Below are 23,302 nucleotides of genomic sequence, written 5' to 3' on the forward strand. Positions count from 1 at the left end.
TCACTCACTTGGGAGAATAATTATTTTTTGTTTTCTAAGTACAAGTGTGATTCTTTCCCAAAGCTTCAATACATAGATTGCATACTTTCTAATGTACTCTCTCCCTCTAACAGGAGTTGTAGAGTATTTAAAATTTGTATAGCTCTTTCCCAGGGCTTCCACAAACCCATCATTAAAGCTACAGAGGTTTACTAGGTCTACAATACATGCCTTGAGATTACTAAGAGCGTTTCGAATCCACCCGTCATTATATCTCTTCTCAATGCAGGTTGAGAGGTACGCAATACCCCCAGATATGCAAGAGTATTGCGTAGTAATCTCCCTTCTCAGTGACTCTGTGGGGGTTTCAATTGCATCTACTGGCATTCTATCCACCCCACTTCTTTTATTACAAGCGGGAAGATTTCAAAGGCTCTGAACTTCATTTCTTCTGTGATTTTGTCAGGTCTTGTTTTCATTATTTCTACAAATTCTATTACTACTTGGTCCGGTTCCTCATAACCAAATTCATACTCACAGTTGAAATCTTCTTCCTCTTCATCACTTACTTCTACTTTTGCTTCTCTTACTGCTTCTTTTTCTTTTATTCTCCTATTACATTCTTTTTCTTCCTCGGTCAGTTGTTTAATCTCTTCCCATTCGCCTAAGATACGCAGGAAGAAACATTCACGCAGTAGGTCAGGAAAAAACTTAGAGAAACTATTTGCATTGTTACACTGTGAGCTATAAGCCTCTGCTACAATTTCCATAGCTTTCTTTGTGTGAACCTCAAAGTCTGATTCATGTGTATCACTTGGTACTTCTCTTCCGACATTCCAAAATCTAGCTTTTTTAGGTGTTGCAATTTCCATAAAGACTCCCCAATAAATTTTATTTCCGTTTAGTACTTTTTAATTGTTAAGTATTTAAATTAAACGCATGTTTTCTAACTTCTTAGAGGGTTAAGGTAATTCATCCTGCCCGTAACATGGAAAATTATTTCTATGTATTACAATAGAAAGAAAATGAATTAAGCCAGTATAACAGGCATTTCTTTCTTTTTCTTGCGACTCTCAGCCAATTTTTTACCTTGCTCTTTTTTGGCTTCTGAAACTTCTTTGAAAGGGTCTGTGCCAAACCTGAAAGGGTGCAAATGACAAGTTGTAAATTCGTTAGTTCTCTTTCCACCCTGGCAGGCTTCAACCTCAGAATAAGAACCGCCGCAGCATGTGACACATTGATGCCTGATTATTTTCAGGAGTTCGTTTTTAGTGGTCATTCTATCACGACTTTTGTATAATGCAAAGAATTTCCAACTCTGGTAAATGTCAGTGTGCTTTTTTCAGTAATACCTAGCTCTCTAGCCTCTTTAGCTGGGATGATTACAGCAAGGCTTCCATGCTTGTTAATCTTAAAGACAGATAAAATGTTTTTCATAAGGTTTTCAACTCCCCATATATTATATAGGCGTTAAAACTATTTAAACATTTCGAAAGATTAATATAGTCTCTGCATAACGATTATTAATAGTTTTGGAAACCATTATATAGAGGCTTAAAAATAGACCAAGTGTGTATTCTGTACATACGAGATACGTATAGAACATGTATTACACATGCATAGCACAGTATTACATGTGTATAGCACGTATGAAGCATATGCACTGTATATACAGAACACGTACAAAGTGCAGGAAAAAACGAGCTATTTAGAGGCTCTAGGTTACGCTTAATTAACCAGTTAAGGGGTTTATACCCTGTAAAACAGAGAAGCTTAAAAAGGTTAAATGCAGTATGGGACTGCAATCAAGAAAACAGTAACGAGAGAAACAAAAAGAAAGTGAATATTGAGGGAATCAAGCAGTGTCACAAACTAACTACCTCAGCTTTCCTTACTTTTATAAACTTAGATCGAACACGTTGATAAATCGTTTCCTTTGTTGCACATTTTTTGAAAATACTTTTACACTCAAAACATCTATGATCACGTGTACGTGTGCGAACACTATAATTTACTGAGCCACAGTTAGGGCAACAGGGTATTGTACGTTTTTCTGTCATTTACTAATCCCCATACTTATTTACTGTATCTGTTTTAACATTCCCCAAGCAGTAAGTTGTTTTTTAATCTCTCTAAGTTCATCATCTGAAAAGGCAAGTCCTTGATAGTGCCTCATAGAAGTTAAAGAATCGTGTCCTTGTCTCAGGCAAGTTGTACTCTCAAGTATCCCTGCTGCAATACTCCATGACTCTATTGTTTTTCTTGTCGTCTTTACAGAAAGACCATAAGGATTTATTTTAGCTTCCCTAGCCCATCTCTGCAAGTTCTGATTCCAAGTAGCCTCAAGTGGTGGCTTCCTTCCTGCCCAAAAAGCCTTTAGAATATAATCAAATCCGTAAGGCAGTGGGTGAATTGTCCTTTCAAGTTGCCTTCTTTTGTGCTTCTTCTGTGCCTCTTCAGTCAAATGAATGATATTCCTTTTTTCGTTATACCACTCTGGATGCTCATATAGTCTTAGCATTTCAGCATATCTCATACCTGTAATAAGAAGTATGTCTAGTATGGTCTTATGACCACTCATAGGAATTACTTCTTTCAAGGCTTCATACTCTTTAGGTGTAAGAATTCTTATGTCACGCACATAAAGATGTAAAGCTTCAAGATCTTTTACAAAACCAGACGCAGGGTATTTTGCCGTTTTCATAGTTAGGACTCTCCAACTTCCCATATACTATATATGCATAGATTATATTTAAACCTATGTATTAAGAGAAAAAGCAGTTAAAAAAAATAGAAAAATCTTAAGATAAATCAAAGAAACCCATAGATTTTAAGTTAAAACCTATGCATTCATGGAACAAGAAGTAGACTTCATATAAAAGTAAAACTTGATTTTTTCTTTCTGTTCATTCTAAATAGTAAAATTTATTTTATCAGCTTTCAGTATCAAAGAGTCATTAGAGGAATTTCATGGACCCTATAGCTCTTGCTCAGCAAACAACAGATATTCTCTTGCCCGCTTTACCCTTTATATACGCGGGAAAAGGTGTTGTCACAGATAAAGTTAAAGATATGCTTCTTGAGAAAGGTATCGAAAAGCTGGGATCTAAATCTATAGATAAAGCTAAAGCTCTGTTTGATAAAATAAGGTCAAAAAAGAGTGAATACGTAGAAATAGCACTCGAAGACTTATCCAAAAACTTAGAAGATCCAAAAGCTCAGAATGAGTTACAGCAGGGAATCCTGAAGTTGTTGACTGAAGATCAAAACCTAGCAAAGGAAATTGAATCCATTGTAATAAATTTGAATATAGAGAAAATTAATCAATTCACAGTGGGAAACCATAATACACCAATTAATTTCGAGAAGTGTAAAATTGAAGGTAATGTTTTTGAGAATAATTCAATCTATACTGATAATTCAAAGCATACACATTTTTCAGGAAATTATTGTACTTACGAAGGTCGAAAAGAAAATGATAATATCTTATTGAATATCTTTCTGTTCATACTAGAAAAATTAGCTCCCTTATTTATTGATCGTTATGGTAAATCAAAATCTATGTTTTTAGGACTTTTCATTGTTATCTTAGGGGGTTTTGTTGCTTTTTCCTCAATTCTGTCTACAGATGTTCCCGATTTTTTAATTGTACAAAATAATACTGGATATTATTTAGAGTTTTTAAAATTGTTTTTTAGTTACATTCTTATTTTGATAGGATCTATAATATTCCTTTCTATATTTGCAAGTGATCACACAAAATGTAAGATGTGTGGACGTGGCTTTGGTTATAAAGAAATAAGAAGACCGTTGATTGAAGAAATGATATGTTCTGATGGTACAAGGAAAAAAACAACAAGATACTATAAGTGCCAATATTGCGGTGCTGAAAAGGTAGAGCCTACTGAGGAACTAATACCAACTAATACAAGGTGATAAAGTTTGCAAATGATTGTCTAAATTGTTGATAGTTTGACCTTAAGTTTAAACCTATAAAAAAATTATTTTAGAATAATTAACCTTTTAAAAGCTAAAAATTTCTCTAAACCTTGTCTTAATTAAAGAGAATAGGACTAATTGGAAGTAAAGCAGAGATATAAAGTTAAAGTTCCTAAAGAGAATGGGAGAATTATCCCCCACTTTTTTAACTCTCTGGATATCCCATCTTTCCAGGGTGGTTTGTAAAAGTATTTGTTTCGATGGCATTAACAATACTCGTGTATGTTGCATCAGTCCATATTGTGTTGCTTGCAGGGACTGACTCCATAATTTCAGATTCAAATAATATCTGCTTTTTTGGTTCATATCCATAGACTTTGATTATAGTGCCTCGCCCTTCTGCTGCAGGGGTTTGAATTACAAGACAGTATTCATCCCTGTCTGGGTTATAATCAATGTAATTCTTCAGAATTACCGCTGCATCACTGGGGCTTAGTCCAACTAAAGGTTGACCTGTGTACACATATAATTTTTCACCGAAATTATCATCCGGCTGCATCTCAAAGTATGCACCATCCCATTTGCTTAAAAAAGCTTCAAGGTTTTCTATGCATTGTTCTTCACTTATCTTAGTAGGGGTTAATGACTCATCAGGCTCTTCTGTCCAGCTAGATGGATATACGAATCCTTTTTCACTGACACCCTCAGTTAACATATAATACTCAAATTGCTTCCCATCCGAGAACGTAAAAAGGTGTAGTTCTTCTCCATCACCAGTCCGGTGATCCTGGGCATATTCCTTCATCCATTCATCTTTATCCTGAGTGTAAGGGGTTGAAACAGTATATTCTACCAAAGGCTTTCCATCAGGGGTTTCACTGATATTCATTTCGGCTGGTGCTGGCTTATCTGTTGTATCAGAGCTACTGATACAACCCATTCCCAAGGTAATAAAAACAATAACAACTAAACAAATATATTTCCTCAACGTGATTCCACCTCTTTATAATTTGTAAATTACTTTTAATGAATAACATAAAACCTATTGAATCAATACAGGTAAATTTCTTTTAAGTTAGTAATTTGTTCATTATTTTTAAACATTTATTTTTAATTCCGCTTATAGTTGCAATTTTAAAATTTACTTTTAATTTGAGAAAAGAGAGATAAATGAAAGCTAAAAACAATACAAAAAGATAAAAAGTAAAAGTTAGTATTACTAAAGAGAATACCTTCCAATATACTCTTCTGAAAAACTAGGTCGATGAATAAATTTTCGTGTTGTTTTACTTTTTGGTGTAATGTGAACGATGTACAATCTATAATTTCTAAAAACTAAGTTATTAATAAATCAAGATAGTTTTGCTTTATACGGTAGGTGCTAAACTGGAAGATTGTAAAAAAGGATATGGTGACTATATAAAAGAAATGCAATCTTTAAAGGGATTCAAACTTCTCAACGATATGAGTCTATTAAAGGTTACACATGATATATTTTCTGGGAATTTTATAAATCTTTGTTACGTAGTAGATATATATGAAAACGACCTTGAACTTGCATTTCTAACTAATCATCAAAAACGTGATGAAATTAGCTTAGAGATTCTTCGTTTATTTCACAACTATACTGCCAGTTCTTTCACACTCATACGCCACAGTAGCAACTTTAAAAATAAATTAGATAATGAAAATATAAATGCGTTTTATGATAAAGAAGTTAAAAGACTTAATGATATTGAAGTAGTAACTTTCATGAAAGATTTAAGGAATTATGTTCAACACCGTTCATTCCCAATTACTTCTCAACGTTTTTCTGTTAAAATGATTGAAGGAACTGGTAGATATGAGATGGAACAAAAAATTTCATTAAATCTCCAAGAGTTATTAACATGGGATGGGTGGATATCAAAATCAAAAAAGTATTTGAAGAGTTTAAAAGACAATATTGAAATTAAACCTCTTTGTAAAGAGTACTATGAAAATATTGTTAAATTTAATATATCTTTTTTCGATAATGTAAATAAAGAATATGAAAGTGATATTAAAGAACTTAAAAAATTTCAAGAGCATCTAAATGAATTATATCCTCCACCGAGTAGAGTATAGAAATAAACATTGTTTTTCACTAAATAGAGGGTATAATTCAGAATCTATATTTTAATCTTTCAAAACATAGCAACATATTTTAAATAGTTTTAAAGCTTGTACTCTATATGCGCCTTCGGCTGGGCGCAAGTTTTACCGTTGGAGAGGGACTGTGCCAAGCTTTCTCTCTCCCTACCTCAATTAAAATCTATTTTTGACATTAAAATTGAATTTTCAATAAGTTCAATGTCCACTGTATCGCCTTTGTGCCATTTCAAGGGTTTAACAAAATTTTCAGGAATGACAATGAAGAGGTCACCGTCAATCATTTTTACCTCTGTTTTATACGTTGACATAGTGAACAGATCCTTTGAAAAAGGTTAAAGGGTGGTTTTAATGGTAACAGAAAAGAGTGTGTTAAGGGGTTGCCCCCTATCTATTCAGTTGTTAAAACTCTTCAACTGTCTCATAATTATGACTGCGGCTGCAATGATAACTACGGCAGAAATTATACCGAGTGAAGAGTTCCACATACTTTCGACACTTGCAATAGTTCCGTAAAATGCGCTAGTGTTGCTAAGAAGTCCAACGCCAATGATATTATCGAGAATAACTCCACCCACGATGTAAAGAATCGCTACTGAGATTACTGCTACAGCGTAATCCTGAATTTCTACTAATGCTCCACCAGACATGTTTTTCAAAACTCCCTGTTGTTTTTATTTTTCCATACCATTTTTCTTGAGCTTTTTCGCTCTGTATATATAATCTGTCTCAAAACTATTTAAATCTTTGTTTTAATATGCACAATGCACGTAAAATACATAAAATAGATCAAAAATAGGAAGGACTGTATAGAAAAACGGAAAGAAAAGAGAAAAGGGATAAAACCCTTACTGGAACTGTGCTGGCTCGTAAGGTGTCACATACTCCTTTTGATTTCCTACATTCCCGCTTCCATCCTCATCACCGGACCCGAAGAATGAATATGTGTTGTCCTTTTGTCTGAGAATAGGATGAATAAGATACAGCAAGCTTGAGAGGAAGCCTGGAATAAGAAGGACTATGTAATACATCTTCATTAACAAAGCACGCATTTCCAAAGAGTCCCACTGTGAGCTAACACTCATTAGTGCTTCTGATCTGTAAATTTCATTGAATATTAGGTCAGCCGTCAGTCCATAGGTATAAACCATATAAACAGACATCAGCACACCTATAACCAACAGCGATTCGTATTCAAAGAATAAGGTTGCTGTGACATCTCCACCTTTAGCCCTCTCATAACACCAAATAATTAAACCTAGCACAAAGATAATTGGTAGTGTTTTCCACAAATTCAACATTAGATTAAAATTTTCAATTGTATCTGCGGATAATAAACCACTGTCTATTTGGTCATTTACTATTGAAATTGGCATATCAACGGTATAAGTGCACACCCCATAGAACAGCCCGAACGATAAAATACCAAATGCAATTACAATTATAGCTATACTATCAGCCACGTTTTTCACTCCCCAAAATGTTTAAAAGAGGGTTTTAAGCCCTCTGAACTCGTTTTACAGCTTTCTTTATTGTTTTTCTTATCGGTTTTGCTGTTGATTTTCCAAACATGGTTTCAAGGTTTCCGAAAGCGTTTTGAATCTTTCTCTGGTATTTTGCAGCTCCTTTCGGATCTTTTCCCTTTGTTATCTGTTTCTGTGGCTTCCTACCTGGAGGTACAACATGTTTCTGTACCACAACAGGGTCAACCTTAAAGCTCTGAGGTGTAGAAGTAATTCCGGTGATTACAGTAACTTCTTTTATAATGTTTTTAATCACAGGATCTACTTTTTCAGGTGTTATAGTTGCAGACTTTACAACTGTTACTGGAACCTCTGGTAGACTCTGACCGCTTCTAACCTTTTCATGTATGATTGTGTAAGGCTTTACACTTGGTACTTTAGTATCATGTGTTCTAGTTATCTCCTTTATTCTTGGTTTTGTAGGTACATCAGGAAGTGTTTTTAATGTAGTACCTATACTGTTTATTACCTGCTCAACTTGTTTAATACTCCTGAACCCTGCAATAGTTGAGGGTACTACAGGTAAACTCTTAACACGCTCTTTGTTATCAGTGATTTCGATTGGCAGATACAAGCTTCTGAAAACTTTTACAGATCTAGCCTTCTCTGAAACAGCTTTTGTTTTTGATCTTTGTTTGGTTTTTATAATTTTTGAACGAGTTTTCAGTTTCTCCTGCAATAACTTTTGCTTGAACCTAACCACTTCAACAGGTTTCTCAACTGTCTCAGTGCGCATAATGAGTTTAAGTGTACCTGATTTTGTACTAACAGATACATTGCTGGGTGCTTTTTTATCTGGCTTAGATTGTGTCGATTTTAAGTATTTTTGTTCAATGGACTGTAGGTAATCTTCTTCTAAGTCTTTCACTAATTGCTTTCCTTCATTTCTTTGTTTTCTGCGTGATTTTGCAGCGAATGTTTCAAACTGAGCGTCTCTGAAATGTGGAGTTTTACCGGATTTTTCATTTATAAGCTTACGGCGAGTACGAACACCTTTTAACTGTTTTGTCTGTGTTTTGCCTAGAGGCATGACTCTAAAGCCTATACCCTCGTCAATTTCTTCAGGTTTGATAGTAGGTTTAGTTGTAGGTTTTATCCTTTTAGTAGATTTTTTATTGTTTAACTTCATCCTACCTACATCTGATAGTGTAGCTTTAGAGCGTGGGTTTAATGCAGTTCTGCGAGCAGAAACAATATCTGTAATATCCTTTGATGACCTTTCAAAGTCTTTTATTTTCTGAGCTTCTTTCAACAACTGTTTAAGTTCTTCTCTTCTCTGTTGTCTAGTTGCCTCTTTCCCTTTAGGTGAGTTTTCAAAGGCTTGTCTGTGGGCTTTAATGTCTGTTATATCTGAAGGTGCTTTAACACTGTTTTTATCTTGCAAAGCTTTTTTCTTTGAGGTATAAGCTTTTTTAAATCGGCTGTATGAAGCACGTTTTTGACCTAATGACTTATCAGACACTTTCTTTATTCTTAGTAGTTTAGAAGCCTTTTCGGTAGAAATACCGTGACGCCCTCTAAAAGCTGCTGCTTTGGTAGTATAATAAGCCTCTGTTCTTACTTTCCCTTCAACTCTCGCTTTCTCTAAACCCTCTTCAATCTTTTCGGCTTCCCTACGCAGTTTAAGCTTTTTACGCAGTTCGGTTGAACTTACTTTACTATTACGCGAAGGCTCAAACTTTTCAGGAGATTTCGCTCTGTATTTAGGGGTCATAAACTCTTCAATAGAGTTTTTACCTTGTTTTGCGGTGGCTTTTGTTACTTTTGCTATATCAGAGACAGTTGGTTTTAAATCACCTGTAATATCTCTTGAGAAGTCATAACGTGTTGATGAAGCCTTGAAAACTTTTCTGGTTTTTGGGAATGAAAAACCAACTATATCTTCTGTAACAGGTGCTTTGCTGTGAGGTGGTGTGTATTTCAGTGTGCCAATGTAACCCTTATCAGGTTTTACGCCACTCATATACTCATTAGCAAAGATATTCATCTCACGAAGATCTGCAAGATCTTTGTTCATAGACTGAGTGTTAGCAATATCTTTTATCTCAGATCTTGATAAAGGTTTAAGGTTTTTCACAGTGCTTGCGTTCTTTTCTTTATTCTCAATCGCTCTGATCTGCTGCTTTATCTCCCTTATCTTAGGCTTATCACTGACTTTCCCTTTAGCTTCAAGCTTTGAAACCTGCCTTTTCAAAGAAACTACTTTATCTGTGACTGTTCTAGGTCTTGCTTTAGGTGCATTTCTAGCAACATTAGTTATGTCGAATTCAGAAGGTAAAGCATTTTCAAGCCCAGAGGGTTTATTTATTTTCACAGTTGAGGGAGTTGCTCTCATGGCTTTGACTTTGCTTATAGTGCCTTCCATTGCTTTTGAACCTGCCTTAAACCCTGGCGCAGCTATAGCGAAGTCTTTTAATGTTCTGAATCCCCCTGCTATCATTTGAACTTGTGCGGTTTCTTTTTCAATACCAGAGAGTGCGTTATAATCCTCACTGTTAAAGTACTGTATAGCAGAGGCTCCACCTATTGCCACAGGTGCGCCTATTAGAGCTACATCAACCCCATGTTTACCGACTACCTTACCTGCAACTTTAGTGAGTCTAGGGTTTACGATTGCTTTTAATCCTGCTGCACCTGCACCAAAGGCAGCACCACCAGCCATTATAACCCCTGTTTCTGCTGCGTACTTAAGGGGGTCATTACGAACATACTTATACTCGTCTTCTGTGAATTTTAAAAGTCCTGCAGTTACTGCATTATCTTTTACTGCTTTCTGGTGCTTCCTCTGAACATCTTTTAATGTGTATTCTCTGGTTTTCTTTCCTGGCTGAGTTACTTTAACACTAACATTTGAAAGATATTTATCCCTTGTTTTGGCTATTGTGTCAAGATCTGGAAGTATAGAACTAACTGCTTTAGATGCTTGAGTTCTAGCGTGGTTGCTACCTGCTTTTATATTCTCCCATGTGGATCTGTTTGCACGTACAGCAACGTTTTCAACTCCTCTAAGGTACTCTTCTGAGCCGTTAGGGTTAACTTTTAATGCTTCAGCTCTAGCTCTTGCCCTTATTGCGTCCTCATTCGTTCTAGCAACATCCTGAGCTATTTGATTTACAGTTTTAAAGTCCTGCACATCTTTAAAGGATGCTTGTTCAGCATTGATAACTGGCTGACCTTCTGCATTAAACCCTACTATGCCTGAAACACCAAAGCCTGTTAAAGCAGCTTTTCCATTTGCTTTAGCTAATTGAGAGGCTTTGAAGTACTCTTTTGCTGTACCTGAAGCTGCAAGAATCTTTATGTCTGTAACTTCGCCTTTTTTGTTTTTTATAATCTCTCTTGTCTGAACTGTAACTTTGTCCTCTCCTGTGCCTGCAGTCCCGCTTTTCATTTGCACAGGATCAATGACTTTTCTATTAAGTGCTTCAACAGGTTTATAGGCATTTCTGATTGCTTCAGCATCTTTCAAAGCTTTTGCAGCATCAATACGAGCTTGTTTTAAGTCTGCTTTTGAAGCATAAATCTTAACTGAACCTGTACTAGTTCCAGCATCTTTATTATATACAACTCTCTGAATTTCCTTCCCGTACTTATCATAAAGTTTATCAGGGTTTGCTCTAGCTATTGATACTGCTTTCATTTGCTGAATTTTCTTATTTCCAGAGCCTACAGGAGCTTTATTATAATTTCCTCCTGTCCTATACCATTCCTTAGAGTACTCTGCAGAAGGTGAAGCACCACAAGTAAGCGTAGTTTTAGGAGATTGCTTTAAATATGCTCTCTGCTTGTTTACTTGTTCAAGGTGTGCTTTATCTGATGCAGTCACAGGAGTCCATTCATATAAACCGTTTGAATTTATCCACCAATTACTCTTACTGTTAGCAACCTCTTCAGGTACAAGCGTGAAATTCTCAGAGCTTTTCCTGCTTGCCTGTGCTTTCTGCATCTGTTGAAGCTGTGTTTGTGTAATTGTCTGCTCTCTTCCCAAATCATCATGCACAATATAAGAAGCTACTAAAGAAGGATTCTGCCCCCCGGGACCTATAACAGATCTATTAATATTGGCTTTTTGCAACTCTGGTTTGCTGGCGGTTGTAACACTTTTACCCTCAAGAGCTTTGTTTACTTTTGTGAGATAACCATCTACAAAAGATTGGGCATTCGCCTGATTTACGCCTGTTAATGACGGTTTGGGAACTTCCACGCCGTAGCCTTTAGCCTGAACATAGATAGAATCAACTGCACCTGAGACAGATTTTTGAAGAAGTGCATTGTTTACGCTAGAGGCATACTGATCTATTAAAGTCTGAGCGTTTGCAGAGTTTACAGATACAGTAGGTACAGCTACAGAAACTCCCTGTGCTCTAGCTTGTGCAGATATTGAATTTATAGCATCATTATAATTTTTTACTGCAATCTGATTATTAGCATTTTTTAAGTAACCATCAATAAAATACTGTGCTCTTGCTTCTGTAAGACCTGCATATGCATTAGGTGATAGACCGGATAGTGTGACCCCCTGCTGTGCTGCCTGTGCTCTGATGTCATTTACTGCATCAGTAAGACCTTTCTGTAAAGCAAGCTGGCTAACTTTGTGTGTGTAATTGTCAAGAATTACTTTTGCTGTTGCTTCATCTTTTACAGTTTTGCCGTACACTGTAGGACGTGGAACACTAAGACCACTAGCAGAAGCACTTTTATAGACTGTATTAAGTTGTACGTCTACGTCAAAATATGAAAGATTCTGGTTAACATTCTTTGCATATTCCTGTAGCTTTGCCTGTGCCTCTGCCTGTGAAACATTATTACTCAGTTCAGGAGGTGCTATGTTAAGCCCTTCCTGTTGTGCAGCAGTCTGTAGTTCACTAAATGCCTGCTTGTATGCTCCCCTAACTCTTCCCTGCTGCATTAAGTACGCATTCCACTGTTGAGGATTCATAGAACCCTGTCTAGCACCTTTAGCAAACTCCCCATATCCCGTTGCCATTTTTTCACTCCCTAACGTTTTTTAGACTTCTTTATTTTTCCTTGAATAGAAACTTTCACAAATTGAGGTTTTGGCACTTCAATTTGTATAATTTTCATAGGTTTGAGCTTAATTTTTTGAATTTTAAGCATCAGTATCACCTTTGAGGGGTCTTAATGACCCCTTTAAGCCCTTGTTACAGAAACTTTGGCTCCTGGTGCTCTGCTTTGGAGCACTTGCTTTACTGCTGCCACAGGTGCAGAGAAAGCCTGAACATAGGAAAGCCTTCCCTTAAAAGCAACTCCCCTGCTGCTTTTTGTACATGCAGAAAAAACGATTTTCGGAGACTTAGCTTTAACACGTTTTTTCATCTGACTTGCTTCTTCCATAGTCCTGAAATGACCGAAAGGAAGTTCAATTACAATTTTATATTTCTGTTTTGTAGCTTTTTTCACTGCCATACTGGTCGACCTGTTTATTTTTATATGAAATACATACATATAATATATTCTTATATAAATATATATTCCATGTTATATATCTGTCTTCAAGGTATATAAGGGTATCTTTCACTATTGGTAGAAACTGTTAAAAGAGAAAAATTAAGAAAAATAAGGTAAAAAGAGAGAAAAAATTTTAAGTTGAGGCAGTCTTTTAATCCAATGGCTGTTGACGGTATGCATAAGATACTATAACCCAAGAAAGAGGCATTCCTATAAAAGGTACTGTGTACCAGATTATTTTACCTATCAAACCTGATAATTCCATATCAGCTAAATATAAGACAGATAGCCCAAGCCAACCAAAAGTACCAAACCAAACAAAAATATTTAAAGGGCTTACCATTTCAGGAAAGCTTGAGTCTTCTTCATACTGTTCTGTATTATCTGTTACATTATACTCCATACCTTAACCCCCATCACTATTATAACATTTTACTTAACTGTTCTTTCTCTTTCTTCATCCTAAACATTTTTCTAACTTCATTTTCACAAATACCCGTAGTGAGTGCTATCTCAGGCACAGAAGCACCTTTTTTATACATTTCCTGAAACTTTCTAACTTTGTGAACTGTCAAATCTGAAATGCCTTTAACATGTGAAATTTTCTCACGATTTAAAGCCATTTGCAACACTTCAAAAATACTTTTTTGTTTTGGTGTTGCAACCTTCATGCCATACTCCGTTTGAAGCCGCGTGATAGCGTCTTTACCTGTTTTTGTACTGTGATTCTTTGATGCCTTCAAATCCCTGTGGAAGTGCTGTTTTATCTTGCGAAAATCACAACATAATGTTGCGTTGTAACCCGTTTCCATCGAAATTTGCGAACCTGATTTTCCCGAAGCCACTCCGCGAGAGATTGCGCTGAAAACTTCACGCTGCCAGGAATCTAGGTTCAACTCTTCTGCAGGTTTACCCGCCAAGTGCTGCTTATAGGCAGCTATAACTGCTTGGGTATCCTCAGTTCCTATTTTAAAAGGAATTACCTTTGGTTCCATTTTTCCCAACTCCATTGAAAATAATAAAAATTAGATTAATTTAAATGCTGCTAATTCTTCTTCTGTGAATTCTGAATCATCTTCATCTTCTAAAGCAAATAGAAGATCTGCTTCTGCGAGTTCTTCGGGTGTCAGCTCGTAATCGTCTTCATCAACTTCTTTTGCAAGCATTTCGTCAATTTCAGCTAATTCTTCTTTGCTGAAAATGTAATCCTCTTCCTCATCATCTAAGCTGATTTCGTTTTTAAATTCCATGCTTTCACTCCCCCAAGCGTATTAAACGGAATAATTTTAATGTGACATCTTTACAGCATTTACAACAGCTATACCTGCAACCATTACGACAAACAGTATGCCATTTACAAGGTTATCATTTTCACCAATGTCTCGCATACAAACAAACCCCCAAGCATACGAAAATTAACAATCCCTGCCATTTTTGGCAACTATGTTAAGGCTCATTAAATATGAGTGAGTTTCAGCCAGTATTCTTATCTGAGAATTAATTTTTTCCATCTCAGCAATTTTTATTTTAAGCTTTTCTGGATCAGAGGTTACAGTTTCATTAATATCTGCAAGGTCAAGTACAAGTAATGAGATTACATTCTCATTTCTTTTAAGCTGATCCTCAATAGGATTAAACTCTGTTACATGCTGCTGTGTGTTCTTCAGTGCCGTTTTTACATTTCCTGTGATAAGTTCAGTTGTCATGTTTTTCTACTCCCCTTTCTGTTTTTAACTGATTCTTACCCCACTGTTTTTTAGTTCCCCACAAATGAAATATTTACCAATCAATCAATACTTTACCCATTTTACTGTCTATACACCTTTGTTTTAACAATTCTTTACGATTATTGAACGGACCAGGATTATCTTCTAAACCTTGGTGGTGCTCCTGACCATAGTACATCACATTAAGGAGGCTTACACTTGTATTATTGTGATAACCTATTATGTCCTCAAGTAGAATTCTAGCTACATGATGAGCGCAACCAGGGCAAAAATCACCTAGAGGAACGTAATTAATCCATTTACCAGTGAGTTCTTTGTCACAGACACAACACTTTGAGGTAACTGGCTTACCGTCTTTTGATTCATAATCCTCTGCATTTACTAGCATTTTTCACACCTTATCCTTGCTCAATCTTTTTTACATAAACTCTAATTTCATACTGTTCTTTGTCGTTTTTAGGAATGTAATCCCTTCCAACGTAGCAGTTACCTGTACCGCCTATTGTCCGGTCAGGTATCTCTATCCACTTATCAGCATCAAGGCAATGAAATCTATTTGGAGGTTCTGACATTTTTCTATCTCCATACAGTATATATGTTTTCAAAGTATTTAAAGCTTTGTATCAGAGTATATAAAAGGTTGAAACACTTAGTAAAATAAGCATGTTTTGAGGAATTTTAAAAGCACAAAGAAAGAGAGTAAGTTAAGGCAGAATTAAAGAAATGCAATACGTTGACACTCCGCGGGTACTCACAGAGAAAGAGAAAATATAAAGTAAGATGAGAATTCTTTGCTTTGTCCAGTGTAAATATAGAACGATGCCCTAACCCATACACGTACACACGCACGTACACACCTGTGATTAACTTCTTTTCTAACTCAGAAAGGACTTCAGCAGGTGCAGTTGCTTTAATTTCTTTTATTTTAAATATTGTATCAGAACCAACACCAGAAACTTTAGCAAGTTCTTCACGAGTATTAACTTTTTTAATCTCTGACTTCAGAGGGTTTGTTGAAATCAACAAACCCTCTTGAGTCTTTGAGTGATTCTCACCAAATAATTTACCTGACAGTCTCAAATTCTCTTCAGCCTTCCTCTTATAGAACCCTTCAAGCTGAAGCCCTAGCCCTCCCCTTACATATACGCACGTATAATACACACCTGTGATTAACTTCTTTTCTAACTCAGAAAGGACTTCAGCAGGTGCGGAGGCTTTGATTTCTTTTATTTTGTCAATGTTACCGTGAGAGATACCAGATACTTTAGATATTTCTTCACGAGTATCTACTTTTTTAATTTCCGGTTTTGAAAGGTTCGCCAAATTTGGCAAACCTTTTTCAGATTCTTTAAGTCTGCCTCCAAACTTCAAATTCTCCTCAGCCTTCCTCTTATAGAACCCTTCAAGCTGAAGCCCTAGCCATCCCCTTACATATACGCACGTACACGCGCATATAATGCGTACACGTAGACTGATTGTAGGATACTTAGGTTATATACACCAGATATATCATACCAATCTTGAGCTGGTACCATTTTGGTACCAGCTCTTTTAGTACTAATGATACATCTAGCTTATGTATCATTAGTACCCTATAAGCTGCGCTTTTTCCCTACACCTTGCCGTTTTAGACCTCTTAAGGTTGCCAGGGAGAAGGCTGAAAAGTTGCCCTGACTTAAGAAATTAATTTGAGATTAATAACCTGCTTTTTACTGTAGAAATTTAATTTAAAAAGTAACGCAAGCAGTAAAAACTGTCTAAACGAAATCACGACTTTCACGACTAAAAACTTTTTTCATACTAATAAGGAATAAAAAAAAATAGCATACTTTTCTGATAATGATATAGCTAGTTTTTTTTTCTTCTCTTATAATCTCAATTTTAATTTAGGTCGTGAAAGTCGTGATTTAGACTAATAAAAAAGTTAGTGACAGGTTACGTCTTGTGAAAGGTAATGTTAACATTCTAAAAACAAATCACGACTCAATCACGCCATTAACAGGTAGTGTTTGTAGAATTATCATGTTCAGAAAGAAAAGTTAACAATAAGAATAAAAAAAGTTTGCTGGTTTAGCAGCCAGCAACAGAAGGAAGGTTATTATTATCTTTGATTTTTTTAATTGTGTCTTCTATGTCCTGAGCCTTTTCTTCTCTAGCATATACTTTATACTCCGATCCAGATTTCCACATATAGTTTAGTATGAAGCAGTGGTTAACCCTGCCATCAGAGTTTTTAAAGGTTCTTTGAGCATCCCTAGAGCCTCCACAGACTTCCACTAAATCACCTAAAGCATTTATACTTGTAGGTATTATATTGTTGTCTACACGTCTATCATAGCAGTACTTTGTAATAGCTGCCATGAGGTCTTCTTTTATTATAGCTGTGCGTCCACCTAGAACCATGTTTTCTTCGACAAACTTACATAGAATGTTGCTCTCTCTAGTCCATTTTTCTCTTACTTCAGTCCATTTCTGTTCATACAGTAAGTGCTTCATGCATCTGATTTCTATTACCATTTGAATTATGCTATTGAAGAAAGCACTTATATTCTCTTCAGTCAGGGTTCTTTTCTTGAAATCATCATCTATTTCAAATACATGCTCAAATTCGATGTATAACCAACGTCCCCAAAATGCATCATCCACATAAATCCTGTTATCAAATCCAGCTGGTGTGTTAGTAGTGAAGATGTGAACAGAGGTTATGTTAACATCGTAAGGGTCTATACCTTTCTTTTCAATTTTCTGACTGAAACCTCCAGTAAGCTTTTTAAAGATCCCTGTTTCACTCATTTTAAAGTATCCAAGGTCATCATCAATATTAACAAGCTTACCCTCCATTCCTCCCCTAGAGAACTGATGTGAAGGTGTTAACTCGTTCAAAGCTACCTTACTCTTGTTGTTTTTACCTACTATTTCTTCAGTTATATCTAAAAAGGTAGTTTTTCCGCAGTTTTTACCACCCTTTAATAGATAGGCTTTTTTATATGGTCCATATCCCATAGCTTGCAGTAAGGATTGTGCTACAGCCTGCACTAACATTTTGTAATCCGGCGTATATTTTTTCAGTTCGTTTATTATTGTATCGTTCACAGCTTTTTCATTATACACTACAGGAAGCACATAGTTAAACTTCCATTTAGCAGGATCATGCTCTTCTTTTGTAATAGTTTTCTTTTCAAAGTCTATTACAACCACGCCATTTTTAACAGGGATTGCGTTATTATGCTTGTTAAAAGGATATTCCTCAACAGGATTTGTGTTTTTAATGATTGTCATAACATCTTTAAGATGTGTAGATATTCCGTTACTTCTTGTGCCTTTACATATTCCGTTTAATATTCTAGCTGCTTCGGCTTCAGCAATCACAGCATTATTTTTATAGCACCCCTCACTAAAGCAGAATATATTGCGGTTATGCATTATAACATGCACATTTTCAATAACACGATAGGCTATTTCATCTATATGTGGTATTATTATTATTTTGTCAGTAGCTTCCATTACCTCAGCAGTATATAAGCCGTCAAATTCTAGGTCGATTGCATCATACTTACCTTCTTTATTTTTGCTTACTGCTGCTTTTGTCTTTTTCGCTTTTTCTTTATCGTAAGCCCTTTTTTCGTATTTTACAAAGTCCTTAATATTTTTAATTTCATCGTTTTTAAAGCCAAACTTCTCTTTATCCTTTAAGGATTCTAAGATAAACTCGTCAATGAATTCTTTTTTCTCCTCAAGCATGTTTGCTTTTATAAATTTCTTAACATCTGCAATTCTAGGTTCAGGGTTTATCTCCTTCAGCATAATTTCATAATCTTCTATAGTCTTACCTCTGATTTCTTTGACAGTACTCTCAAGGGTTTCAATAATGTCTGCAAGATCATCCTCAGCAACCTTACAAGGAAGTTTAGCACATTCAGATCTAACAAAGAATTCTATTTCCCCAAGCTCTACATTATCACTTGCATACTTTACAATGTCTGCAAGACTGTCAAAGTTTTCTATTTTTCCGTTATTTTCTGCCAAAGTTTAACCCCTCCGTTTTTGCTACTGCAAGTGTTACACGATATTCTATAGAAGTTAATTTACATTCTTTACTTACTTTTTCTTTATTACAGATTTTTTTCTCTATAGCATAGTAAATTAAAGCTTTAAGTGGTATCGGGTCATTTTCAGGTAGTAGCCTGCTATTTTTAGCATACTGCCAGACCTTAAATACTGTTTCTCCGTCCTGAGAGTCAGCCCCGAAGTATTTACCGCCATGCTGCATTCCAGCACTTTCACATGTGTATAATCCAGCCAATACAGCGAGATAAGAGAAAGCATTATGAGTTACTTCATGTCTCCAACAGTGTAATAGCCCTTGTGACACACTGCAGTTTTTACCTGTTTCAGATCCGTGAATTTCACTAGGCATTGGTACACGTTTCCCGCCTGTATCGCAGATTCCTGCTACATCCGAAATAGTGAGATCCCATAAAGCGCTTTTAGACCCCTCATAAGAGTTTACAGGTTTTCTTGTTAGGTGCCTAATTGTAGCTTTCGTATCAACAATTGTTCTTGCCTTGTAAGCTTCCTTATAAACTTCAGGGAAATCTTCAAAGGTTATTTTGCTTACAGGTAATGTGTTGTTTAGTGAGTACCTTCCTGCATTATCTCTTTCTTCTTCAGGCATCTTTTTTATGGCTTCCTCATTACAAGGAACAAAAGAGCCAGGGGCAACAACATACTGCCAGACAGACCTAATTTCTCCTGCACTGTTTGCTGCAATATTTTTCTTAGCTTCCTTGTTTTCTGCAATAAAGTAGTTGTGTCTACCTATTCTTTTTCTTGATGTTGTTTGAAGTGTAGGTTTAATCTCAGGTACTTGACTCATATCGTCAACATCAATAATTACAAGTGGGTCTGTATCTGTTGCAGCAATTCCAATGTTATAACCTCTCTTCATAAGGAATAAGGCTTCATTGAATGTTTTCCTGTTCTTTTTCCAGCTTACTCTTTCCCAAGGATCTTTGCTATTTCTGTTTAAGGGGAAATAATAAGGCTGAAATTCAGGGATTCCTTTAGTAAGCAGTTTGTGAAACTTACTAAATTCTTCAGGGTTCGTGTTATAAGCTTCCATTTAACTCACCTTAATTAAAAATTGAGTGCAGAAGCTCCACCCTGCTATAATTCCTAGTCTTCCCCAATGCGGCAACTACTGTATAGCTACGGCTCACACGTCTGTTAAATCTGTTAAAAGAAGTCGCTGCGCTACGGACACACTCACCAAAAGGCTTATATCCGTTTACACCGTAAATAGTATTAAATACTTGAACGTCATTCATGTTTTTACACACCTTACTAAATTCTCTTGAGTTTGGTTTGGTTCCGGTTCGTGGGTTTGTCTCGCCTGAGAAACTAGGCAAACCTGTGAACTGCTGATCTGTTCTGTTTTAAACATCTGCTGGTATAGGTTCCCTGAAGACTGCATCAAGAACGCTGTATATTATTCCTGACTGAGTTTCATTTGTCTTCATGCGTTCAGCTTCGATCCTATAATACAGATCCTCGTCAATGTATGTTGTAAGCTGGACTTTATCCCCGCACTTTCTCATAAGATTTTTCACCTGTTACCTTATTAGTGACTTCGTCTAATTGTCACTACATAGTAATAGGTGTTAATACTATATAAAGCTATGTAACGCATAGCGTAGGCTGACTAAAAACAGACAATCTCGTAATTTGGCTATAAAGTACCCATTTGTGGGCGCGCAAATACCTATATGACCTGTGAGAATATAAACCTTACTGTCTTTATATAGCGATTTTATTTTGCGGCAAGTACCGCTAGCAGGGTGTAGGGGTTGACTGATACTAGAAAAGAGTGAATAAAGCTATTTTATAGCTTTTCTTTGAAAAACAAGGAAATTTTGACAGGGTTCTTATGGTAGTTGTAGGGTATGTAGCATAGCTACATATCTATCCTTTTGTGAGACATAAGGGAGTTGTATAGTTCTTATGGTAGTTGTAGGGTATGTAGCATAGCTACTCATCGGGTGGAGGTTTTCTCCACCTGATTGTACATGTTCTTATGGTAGTTGTAGGGTATGTAGCATAGCTACTAATCTGAAAAAGGTTTGCCAAATTTGGCGAACCTTTGTTCTTATGGTAGTTGTAGGGTATGTAGCATAGCTACGCAGTAAACCAACGGTACCAAAATGGTACCGTTGGTGGAGGGAGAACAAGAGAAAAAATAGCAAGTTCTTATGGTAGTTGTAGGGTATGTAGCATAGCTACACGGTTTTGCAGAAATCTGCGAACCCGTTGAATTTCCTGTTCTTATGGTAGTTGTAGGGTATGTAGCATAGCTACCTATCAATTTGATAGATATTGATAGATATTGATAATTAAAAAGAGAAAAACAGGAAGGAGAGAAGGAAGTTACAGGGTATTATTCATCTATTTTCATTATTTTTCCCATCTCTGCTTTAAACCTGCTTTGACTTTCATTTTTAGGCTTCATCTCTTTTACAAAGTCTATTATATCTTGCTTTATTGCCTCATTACGTTCTTCCTCTGGCATAGCCTGGATCTGCATTCTTCTTAACTCCATTTTAGCATTCATGAGTTCCAAGCCATCCACAAAATACTTCTCAGCAAGTGCTTTAAGCCTCTGGTTCTCGTCTTTTAAGTTGCGCCACTCTTGAGTATCAACAATATCAACTGCTCTAGTTAATGTCAGATAAGGACAGTACCTAGCATACAACTTCTTCTGGTCCTCCACAGAGAGCCTGAGATAAGCAGAAACCACTTTGTTTAACTTATGCCCCATCCATACCTCAACTGCTTGGTGGTCGCAACCTGCATTAATTAATGTGGAATAGAAATATCTTCTTAAATTGTGTGCCCTGACTAGTGTATAACTGTTTTTTGGAGAATTCATTTTAGCTTTAAGTGCAATACTTCTATAAATCTCCATGAATGTATTTCTCTTTAATTTACGTTCTTCCTCATTCTTGTTTGTCAGCCATGTATCAGGAATTCTGGATAGAATGAATAGATATCCATCATTAGAAAAGATGCGTTGTTTCTCTAGCTGTCTTTCTCTGTTTGGGTCATTGTCCTTAGTGACTCTCTTTTGTCTGAAGTCCAGATATGCTCTAACAGCCCTGGAAGCTTCAGGTGATAGGAAGGTTACAAAGTCCACTTGTGTTTTGCCTCTTCTAATCTCAATTGTTGTGATTTCGGTTTCTGGATCGTACACAAGGTCTTTTATTTTTAAGTTTCTTATTTCATTAGCTGAGAGTCCAGATGATACCCCAACCAACAGAACCGCCTTCTCCAGCGCGTCACACACGTTTAACGCGCTTATCAAGTCTTCCTTAGAGGGGATTTTAACGTTCTCTTCAAGTGGCGCGACTTCCTTTTCGCTTCTAGGAAGGTTAGGTAATTCAACATCTAATTTTTTATAAAAACTCTTAACCACAGCAAGCCTTAACTTAATCGTATTCTGAGAAATGTCACATTGATTAAGATATTCAATATAACTGAGCAGGTGCCTTCTTACTGTCCTTCTCTTTAACAGAATGCCTTTTTCAGCTTCGGTATCTGCTTCCTCTATCAACTCACTTGGTGCTTTCCCTAAGAAGTCGCAATAACCTTTTAATGATTGAAGATAACTATTTCTAGTCATTGGTTTAGGATTGATTAAGGTAAACCAGTCCTTAACTGCCTCATCTTTCTTTAACTCCTCTATCTCAAAAATTCTTCCCATGATACCCTATAACGCTCAACTTAGATATAACTATATTGTCGTTATGCTTGATAGCGTGAGGGAAATTGAGGCTTTACACGGTGATTTATTTTACTCTCTTGAATGGATTTTTACAATATTGTTTACATTGGAATATCTTTTGCGTCTGATCTGTGTCGGTCGACCAATCCGATATGCTACAAGCTTTTTTGGGATTATAGACCTTATAGCAATTCTCCCGACATACTTCAGTTTGATTTTTCCGGGCAGCGAGTACCTGCTGGTAATCCGAAGTTTAAGGTTACTCCGGATATTCAGGGTGCTTAAACTTGTAAAATATCTTGGTGAAGCTGACTTATTGATCAGAGCTTTACGCGCAAGCCGAAGAAAGATAACCCTGTTCCTTTTTACGGTTTTGAACCTGGTGGTAATACTGGGCTCCCTGATGTACGTTATTGAAGGTGGAGAAAGCGGATTTACAAGCATACCAAAGAGCATTTACTGGGCAATTATAACACTTACAACCGTGGGATACGGGGACATAGTTCCAGAGACTAATCTCGGGCAGGCAATGGCATCTATTGTCATGATAATAGGTTACAGCATCATAGCGGTTCCGACAGGGATTGTCACATCCGAAATAGCACGTGCAAGAACATACTATAGAGAAAGGATATGCCAAAATTGCGGTTTTGAGGGACACGACATCGACGCTGAGTTCTGCAAACACTGCGGGGCAAAACTGTAATCTGGAGCTTATACTGTCCCGGACGCTGTATTCTATAAACTGGCTATTCATC

25 protein-coding genes and 1 CRISPR repeat array are annotated in these 23,302 nt (G+C 36.3%); of the genes, 3 read left to right on the forward strand and 22 right to left on the reverse strand.

Annotated elements, in window-relative coordinates; genetic code table 11:
• The 5 genes from EQO05_RS00915 to EQO05_RS00930 all read right to left on the reverse strand — a co-directional run bounded on the left by EQO05_RS00915 (position 1) and on the right by EQO05_RS00930 (position 2,683).
• Positions 1-366: a hypothetical protein gene (locus EQO05_RS00915; RefSeq protein ID WP_128502868.1), complete on the reverse strand. Its 366-nt coding sequence runs from the start codon at positions 364-366 to the stop codon at positions 1-3.
• Complete coding sequence (locus tag EQO05_RS00920) at positions 357-851, reverse strand: hypothetical protein (RefSeq protein ID WP_128502870.1); 495 nt, start codon at positions 849-851, stop codon at positions 357-359. Before EQO05_RS00920 ends, EQO05_RS00915 begins: the two co-directional genes overlap by 10 nt.
• Before the next feature lie 158 nt (positions 852-1,009).
• Positions 1,010-1,258, reverse strand: coding sequence for a hypothetical protein (locus tag EQO05_RS00925; RefSeq protein WP_128502872.1), 249 nt, complete (start codon positions 1,256-1,258; stop codon positions 1,010-1,012).
• The gene (locus EQO05_RS15315; protein ID WP_164888428.1) at positions 1,255-1,416 is read right to left on the reverse strand and encodes an AbrB/MazE/SpoVT family DNA-binding domain-containing protein; all 162 of its coding nucleotides are present in this window, start codon (positions 1,414-1,416) and stop codon (positions 1,255-1,257) included. Before EQO05_RS15315 ends, EQO05_RS00925 begins: the two co-directional genes overlap by 4 nt.
• Before the next feature lie 643 nt (positions 1,417-2,059).
• Positions 2,060-2,683, reverse strand: coding sequence for a site-specific integrase (locus EQO05_RS00930; RefSeq protein WP_128502874.1), 624 nt, complete (start codon positions 2,681-2,683; stop codon positions 2,060-2,062).
• Between the two features lie 266 nt (positions 2,684-2,949).
• Here EQO05_RS00930 and EQO05_RS00935 point away from each other — a divergent pair, with 266 nt between their 5' ends.
• Positions 2,950-3,915 carry a hypothetical protein gene (locus EQO05_RS00935; RefSeq protein ID WP_128502876.1) on the forward strand — a complete coding sequence of 322 codons (966 nt, stop codon included), beginning with the start codon at positions 2,950-2,952 and terminating at the stop codon, positions 3,913-3,915.
• Between the two features lie 208 nt (positions 3,916-4,123).
• On the opposite strand, the gene EQO05_RS00940 is transcribed toward EQO05_RS00935, so the two are convergent.
• Positions 4,124-4,906 carry a hypothetical protein gene (locus tag EQO05_RS00940; RefSeq protein ID WP_128502878.1) on the reverse strand — a complete coding sequence of 261 codons (783 nt, stop codon included), beginning with the start codon at positions 4,904-4,906 and terminating at the stop codon, positions 4,124-4,126.
• 374 nt (positions 4,907-5,280) lie between these two features.
• Here EQO05_RS00940 and EQO05_RS00945 point away from each other — a divergent pair, with 374 nt between their 5' ends.
• Positions 5,281-6,024: a hypothetical protein gene (locus EQO05_RS00945; protein ID WP_128502880.1), complete on the forward strand. Its 744-nt coding sequence runs from the start codon at positions 5,281-5,283 to the stop codon at positions 6,022-6,024.
• Positions 6,025-6,200: 176 nt separating this feature from the next.
• Here the strand turns inward: EQO05_RS00945 and EQO05_RS00950 are convergent, their stop codons facing one another.
• The 16 genes from EQO05_RS00950 to EQO05_RS01015 form a co-directional block, all read right to left on the reverse strand.
• On the reverse strand, positions 6,201-6,332 hold the full coding sequence (locus tag EQO05_RS00950; RefSeq protein WP_128502882.1) for an AbrB/MazE/SpoVT family DNA-binding domain-containing protein: 132 nt from the start codon (positions 6,330-6,332) through the stop codon (positions 6,201-6,203).
• 111 nt (positions 6,333-6,443) lie between these two features.
• Positions 6,444-6,698 carry a hypothetical protein gene (locus EQO05_RS00955; RefSeq protein WP_128502884.1) on the reverse strand — a complete coding sequence of 85 codons (255 nt, stop codon included), beginning with the start codon at positions 6,696-6,698 and terminating at the stop codon, positions 6,444-6,446.
• 198 nt (positions 6,699-6,896) lie between these two features.
• Entirely contained in the window at positions 6,897-7,511 is a 615-nt protein-coding gene (locus tag EQO05_RS00960) for a hypothetical protein (RefSeq protein WP_128502886.1), read from the reverse strand.
• 34 nt (positions 7,512-7,545) lie between these two features.
• Complete coding sequence (locus EQO05_RS00965) at positions 7,546-12,558, reverse strand: hypothetical protein (protein ID WP_128502888.1); 5,013 nt, start codon at positions 12,556-12,558, stop codon at positions 7,546-7,548.
• A 164-nt stretch (positions 12,559-12,722) separates the two neighbouring features.
• The gene (locus tag EQO05_RS00970) at positions 12,723-12,998 is read right to left on the reverse strand and encodes a hypothetical protein (RefSeq protein WP_128502890.1); all 276 of its coding nucleotides are present in this window, start codon (positions 12,996-12,998) and stop codon (positions 12,723-12,725) included.
• 193 nt (positions 12,999-13,191) lie between these two features.
• On the reverse strand, positions 13,192-13,443 hold the full coding sequence (locus EQO05_RS00975; protein ID WP_128502892.1) for a hypothetical protein: 252 nt from the start codon (positions 13,441-13,443) through the stop codon (positions 13,192-13,194).
• A gap of 19 nt (positions 13,444-13,462) precedes the next feature.
• Positions 13,463-14,035 (reverse strand): hypothetical protein, encoded by a 573-nt coding sequence (locus tag EQO05_RS00980; protein ID WP_128502893.1) that lies wholly within the window; start codon positions 14,033-14,035, stop codon positions 13,463-13,465.
• 30 nt (positions 14,036-14,065) lie between these two features.
• Complete coding sequence (locus EQO05_RS00985) at positions 14,066-14,290, reverse strand: hypothetical protein (RefSeq protein WP_128502895.1); 225 nt, start codon at positions 14,288-14,290, stop codon at positions 14,066-14,068.
• A 165-nt stretch (positions 14,291-14,455) separates the two neighbouring features.
• Positions 14,456-14,746, reverse strand: coding sequence for a hypothetical protein (locus EQO05_RS00990; protein ID WP_128502897.1), 291 nt, complete (start codon positions 14,744-14,746; stop codon positions 14,456-14,458).
• Positions 14,747-14,819: 73 nt separating this feature from the next.
• Positions 14,820-15,155 (reverse strand): hypothetical protein, encoded by a 336-nt coding sequence (locus tag EQO05_RS00995; RefSeq protein WP_128502899.1) that lies wholly within the window; start codon positions 15,153-15,155, stop codon positions 14,820-14,822.
• 10 nt (positions 15,156-15,165) lie between these two features.
• A complete protein-coding gene (locus EQO05_RS15320; RefSeq protein WP_164888429.1) occupies positions 15,166-15,339 on the reverse strand; it encodes a hypothetical protein in 174 nt (57 codons plus the stop codon).
• A gap of 106 nt (positions 15,340-15,445) precedes the next feature.
• Positions 15,446-16,138: a hypothetical protein gene (locus EQO05_RS01000; RefSeq protein ID WP_128502901.1), complete on the reverse strand. Its 693-nt coding sequence runs from the start codon at positions 16,136-16,138 to the stop codon at positions 15,446-15,448.
• 699 nt (positions 16,139-16,837) lie between these two features.
• Positions 16,838-18,793 (reverse strand): DUF5906 domain-containing protein, encoded by a 1,956-nt coding sequence (locus EQO05_RS01005; RefSeq protein WP_128502903.1) that lies wholly within the window; start codon positions 18,791-18,793, stop codon positions 16,838-16,840.
• Positions 18,780-19,889 (reverse strand): bifunctional DNA primase/polymerase, encoded by a 1,110-nt coding sequence (locus tag EQO05_RS01010; protein ID WP_128502905.1) that lies wholly within the window; start codon positions 19,887-19,889, stop codon positions 18,780-18,782. The genes EQO05_RS01005 and EQO05_RS01010 overlap by 14 nt, the downstream gene beginning before the upstream one ends.
• A 313-nt stretch (positions 19,890-20,202) precedes the next feature.
• A complete protein-coding gene (locus tag EQO05_RS15325) occupies positions 20,203-20,364 on the reverse strand; it encodes a hypothetical protein (RefSeq protein WP_164888430.1) in 162 nt (53 codons plus the stop codon).
• A gap of 323 nt (positions 20,365-20,687) precedes the next feature.
• Positions 20,688-21,121: direct repeats of the CRISPR family, unit length 37 nt; unit sequence GTTCTTATGGTAGTTGTAGGGTATGTAGCATAGCTAC.
• Between the two features lie 79 nt (positions 21,122-21,200).
• The gene (locus EQO05_RS01015) at positions 21,201-22,523 is read right to left on the reverse strand and encodes a tyrosine-type recombinase/integrase (RefSeq protein WP_128502907.1); all 1,323 of its coding nucleotides are present in this window, start codon (positions 22,521-22,523) and stop codon (positions 21,201-21,203) included.
• Between EQO05_RS01015 and EQO05_RS01020 the strand changes: the two genes are divergently transcribed.
• The gene (locus tag EQO05_RS01020) at positions 22,522-23,250 is read left to right on the forward strand and encodes an ion transporter (RefSeq protein WP_128502909.1); all 729 of its coding nucleotides are present in this window, start codon (positions 22,522-22,524) and stop codon (positions 23,248-23,250) included. The genes EQO05_RS01015 and EQO05_RS01020 overlap by 2 nt on opposite strands.
• Positions 23,251-23,302 lie beyond the last annotated feature (52 nt).

Origin of the sequence: Methanosarcina sp. MSH10X1 (genome assembly GCF_004099695.1) — an archaeon.
GTDB lineage: Archaea > Halobacteriota > Methanosarcinia > Methanosarcinales > Methanosarcinaceae > Methanosarcina.

What these genes read in the sequence shown, in the direction of transcription:
- EQO05_RS01010 (WP_128502905.1), bottom strand. Translation starts at nt 19,889, where the DNA reads ATGGAAGCTTATAACACGAACCCTGAAGAATTTAGTAAGTTTCACAAA.
- EQO05_RS00975 (WP_128502892.1), bottom strand. Translation starts at nt 13,443, where the DNA reads ATGGAGTATAATGTAACAGATAATACAGAACAGTATGAAGAAGACTCA.
- EQO05_RS15320 (WP_164888429.1), bottom strand. Translation starts at nt 15,339, where the DNA reads ATGTCAGAACCTCCAAATAGATTTCATTGCCTTGATGCTGATAAGTGG.
- EQO05_RS01020 (WP_128502909.1), top strand. Translation starts at nt 22,522, where the DNA reads ATGATACCCTATAACGCTCAACTTAGATATAACTATATTGTCGTTATG.
- EQO05_RS00925 (WP_128502872.1), bottom strand. Translation starts at nt 1,258, where the DNA reads ATGACCACTAAAAACGAACTCCTGAAAATAATCAGGCATCAATGTGTC.
- EQO05_RS00915 (WP_128502868.1), bottom strand. Translation starts at nt 366, where the DNA reads ATGCCAGTAGATGCAATTGAAACCCCCACAGAGTCACTGAGAAGGGAG.
- EQO05_RS00990 (WP_128502897.1), bottom strand. Translation starts at nt 14,746, where the DNA reads ATGACAACTGAACTTATCACAGGAAATGTAAAAACGGCACTGAAGAAC.
- EQO05_RS00985 (WP_128502895.1), bottom strand. Translation starts at nt 14,290, where the DNA reads ATGGAATTTAAAAACGAAATCAGCTTAGATGATGAGGAAGAGGATTAC.
- EQO05_RS00970 (WP_128502890.1), bottom strand. Translation starts at nt 12,998, where the DNA reads ATGGCAGTGAAAAAAGCTACAAAACAGAAATATAAAATTGTAATTGAA.
- EQO05_RS15315 (WP_164888428.1), bottom strand. Translation starts at nt 1,416, where the DNA reads ATGAAAAACATTTTATCTGTCTTTAAGATTAACAAGCATGGAAGCCTT.
- EQO05_RS00950 (WP_128502882.1), bottom strand. Translation starts at nt 6,332, where the DNA reads ATGATTGACGGTGACCTCTTCATTGTCATTCCTGAAAATTTTGTTAAA.
- EQO05_RS00930 (WP_128502874.1), bottom strand. Translation starts at nt 2,683, where the DNA reads ATGAAAACGGCAAAATACCCTGCGTCTGGTTTTGTAAAAGATCTTGAA.
- EQO05_RS00995 (WP_128502899.1), bottom strand. Translation starts at nt 15,155, where the DNA reads ATGCTAGTAAATGCAGAGGATTATGAATCAAAAGACGGTAAGCCAGTT.
- EQO05_RS15325 (WP_164888430.1), bottom strand. Translation starts at nt 20,364, where the DNA reads ATGAGAAAGTGCGGGGATAAAGTCCAGCTTACAACATACATTGACGAG.
- EQO05_RS00965 (WP_128502888.1), bottom strand. Translation starts at nt 12,558, where the DNA reads ATGGCAACGGGATATGGGGAGTTTGCTAAAGGTGCTAGACAGGGTTCT.
- EQO05_RS00935 (WP_128502876.1), top strand. Translation starts at nt 2,950, where the DNA reads ATGGACCCTATAGCTCTTGCTCAGCAAACAACAGATATTCTCTTGCCC.
- EQO05_RS00980 (WP_128502893.1), bottom strand. Translation starts at nt 14,035, where the DNA reads ATGGAACCAAAGGTAATTCCTTTTAAAATAGGAACTGAGGATACCCAA.
- EQO05_RS01015 (WP_128502907.1), bottom strand. Translation starts at nt 22,523, where the DNA reads ATGGGAAGAATTTTTGAGATAGAGGAGTTAAAGAAAGATGAGGCAGTT.
- EQO05_RS00920 (WP_128502870.1), bottom strand. Translation starts at nt 851, where the DNA reads ATGGAAATTGCAACACCTAAAAAAGCTAGATTTTGGAATGTCGGAAGA.
- EQO05_RS00955 (WP_128502884.1), bottom strand. Translation starts at nt 6,698, where the DNA reads ATGTCTGGTGGAGCATTAGTAGAAATTCAGGATTACGCTGTAGCAGTA.